General features: G+C 47.8%; 2 protein-coding genes. Both read left to right on the top strand.

Features of this window, described 5'->3' with window-relative positions; all coding sequences use genetic code 11:
* Positions 1-209: 209 nt before the first annotated feature.
* The gene (gene nadC / locus H6H02_RS26490; protein ID WP_190823404.1) at positions 210-1,139 is read left to right on the top strand and encodes a carboxylating nicotinate-nucleotide diphosphorylase; all 930 of its coding nucleotides are present in this window, start codon (positions 210-212) and stop codon (positions 1,137-1,139) included.
* On the top strand, positions 1,123-2,880 hold the full coding sequence (gene argS / locus H6H02_RS26485) for an arginine--tRNA ligase (protein WP_190823402.1): 1,758 nt from the start codon (positions 1,123-1,125) through the stop codon (positions 2,878-2,880). Before nadC ends, argS begins: the two co-directional genes overlap by 17 nt.
* Positions 2,881-2,986: the final 106 nt, after the last annotated feature.

Here is a 2,986-nt window from a genome sequence, read left to right as displayed (position 1 = left end):
TCTTTTCTAGGTTCGGTGCGCTTCGGTGTCGCTTCACTTTCGCTTGCTCTTCCGACCGCTTTATTAATGTAGCAACCCCGAACCCTTTCTGTCAACTGTTTTGGGAAAAAAGTTTTGTGCGGCTCGAAAGCCCCTGCCACAGAGCGATTTGGGCTAAGTTATTTTGGGAAGGTTCTACAAAGATTAAAGATAAGGAAAAAACAGAAGTGGTGAGTCCCAAGGCTGTTCTACCCCCCTTAATTGTTTTAGACCCACTGTTACGCAACTGGTTACTAGAGGATGTTGGGCGGGGCGATCGCACGACTCAAGGCTTGTTAAGCGGTGCAGTCCTTGTGGGGCAAGCACAGTGGACTGCTAAGGAGGCAGGAGTCATTGCTGGATTGCCGATGGCGACCCGGATATTCCAGCTTTTGAGCGATAACGTCGGTTTTGTTGCTGTTGTGGGGGAGGGGGAAGAGTGCCAGCGGGGGCAGTTGGTTGCTCGCGTTGATGGCTCTCTCGAGGCTCTGCTGCTGGGAGAACGAGTTGCCTTGAACCTAGCAATGCGTTTGAGTGGAATTGCGACACTCACCCGCCAGTATGTTGAGCAAATTTCGGATTTGCCAGCTCAACTGGTGGATACTCGCAAAACGACTCCGGGGCTGCGAATTTTAGAGAAGTACGCGACGCAGGTGGGGGGAGCGATGAACCACCGGATGGGCTTAGATGATGCTGTGATGATTAAGGATAATCACATTGCTGTGGCTGGGGGGATTCCAGAGGCGATCGCTCGCATCCGCTCCCAAATGCCCTATCCCTTGACTATAGAAGTAGAAACCGAAACCCTCGCTCAAGTGCAACAAGCTTTACAGCACGGTGCTGATATCATCATGCTTGATAATATGTCGCTAGAGATGATGCGGCAGGCAGTGCAGATAATTCGCCACAGCAATGACCAGATCAAAATTGAAGCATCAGGCAACATTACTCTAGAAACTATTCGTGCCGTGGCTGAAACTGGCGTAGATTACATCTCCAGTAGCGCCCCGATTACTCGCTCAACATGGCTCGATTTGAGTATGAACATAGACGTTAGTACGATGGAGGAGAGAAGTACGCTGCCTGAGGTTTCGGCAAAACCCAATGAACTCTACTCTTGAACAACTTAAAAATAGATTTGAGCAGGCTTTAGTTGCCGCTTTTGGCAGTGACTATGCTGGGGTAGACCCAATGCTAGTGCTTGCTAGCAATCCCAAGTTTGGTGATTATCAGTCTAATGTGGCAATGTCCTTAACTAAAAAGTTGGGTCAGCCGCCACGAGCGATAGCCCAAAAAATCATTGAGTATATAGATGTAACCGATTTCTGTCAACCGCCAGAAATTGCTGGTCCTGGTTTTATCAATTTCACCCTGAAACCAGAATATTTGGAAGCACAACTAGGTGCTATTCAGGCAGATTCCCGGTTGGGTGTCAGCAAGGCAAAAAATGCTCAGCGGGTAGTCGTAGATTTTTCTAGTCCTAATATTGCTAAAGAGATGCACGTTGGGCACTTGCGTTCAACGATCATTGGAGATTGCATTGCCCGAACTTTAGAATTTCGGAGTCACGATGTCTTGCGCTTAAACCATGTGGGCGACTGGGGAACCCAGTTTGGAATGCTAATCGCCTACTTGAGAGAAGTTTGTCCAGAAGCTTTGACGACTGCTAATGCTATAGATTTGGGCGATTTAGTTGCTTTTTACCGCAAAGCAAAACAGCGGTTTGATGAGGATGAGAAGTTTCAAGAAACGGTCCGACAAGAAGTTGTCAAGTTGCAAGCGGGTGACGAAGAGTCTCGGCGGGCATGGCAGCTGCTGTGCGAACAGTCCCGGCGCGAGTTTCAGATTATCTACGATCGGCTTGATGTGCATCTGACAGAACGAGGGGAATCTTTCTATAACCCGTTATTAGCGGGAGTAGTGGAAGACCTCGCCCAGTCAGGGTTGCTAGTGGAAGACAATGGGGCTAAATGCGTGTTTCTGGAAGGGTTTACCAATAAAGAGGGTGAACCTTTGCCCATGATTGTGCAAAAGTCTGGTGGAGGTTACAACTACGCCACTACTGACTTAGCAGCACTACGCTATCGGATTGAACAAGATCGAGCCGATCGGATTATCTACGTTACAGATGCTGGGCAGGCAAATCACTTTACTCAGGTGTTTCAGGTAGCGCGACGGGCTGGCTGGATTCCAGATAATTTAGAGTTGGTACACGTCCCCTTTGGTTTGGTGCAGAGGGACGATGGAAAGAAACTGAAAACTCGCTCCGGAGAAACGGTGCGGTTACGAGATTTGCTGGATGAAGCGATCACATCTGCCCGTGAAGACTTGGAAGCAAGGCTCAAAGAAGAAGGGCGCGAGGAAACAGAAGAATTCATTGCCCACGTTGCTGAGGTAGTTGGCATTAGTTGTGTCAAGTATGCCGACTTGAGCCAAAACCGGAACAGCAACTATATCTTCAACTCTAAGAAGATGGTAGCTCGCGAGGGCAACACAGCAACTTACTTACTCTATGCCTATGTCCGGATTCAGGGAATTAGCCGTAAAGGTGATATTGACTTTGGGCAGTTGGGAATGAATGCCAAAATTCTGTTGCAGGAAGAAACAGAATTAGTGTTAGCGAAGCATTTACTACAACTGAGCGAAGTTCTCAGTGACGTTGAGCAAGATTTGCTTCCCAATCGCCTTTGTCAATATCTATTTGAATTGAGCCAGAAGTTTAATCAGTTCTATGACCAGTGCCAGGTGCTTAAAGCAGAAGAACCAGTGCGGACATCTCGATTAGTTTTGTGCGATTTTACTGCGCGAACTCTGAAGCTAGGATTATCCTTGCTTGGCATTTCCGTGCTAGAGCGGATGTAAGAGATTGTTTATAAAGCAAATCTTAAGCAGTTTGCATTTGGTGAGTTAAGCGTCGTAGCATCAAGCGAGTCATTGCCGCATAGATGACTGTCTCGCTGATTTGTGG

This window comes from Coleofasciculus sp. FACHB-1120 (assembly GCF_014698845.1).
Classification (GTDB): Bacteria; Cyanobacteriota; Cyanobacteriia; order Cyanobacteriales; family FACHB-T130; genus FACHB-T130.
Note: the sequence above shows the minus strand (reverse complement) of the source record. Positions and strands in the feature narration are given on the sequence as shown.

Coding starts and splice junctions, on each gene's coding strand:
- argS (WP_190823402.1), top strand. CDS start 1,123: ATGAACTCTACTCTTGAACAACTTAAAAATAGATTTGAGCAGGCTTTA.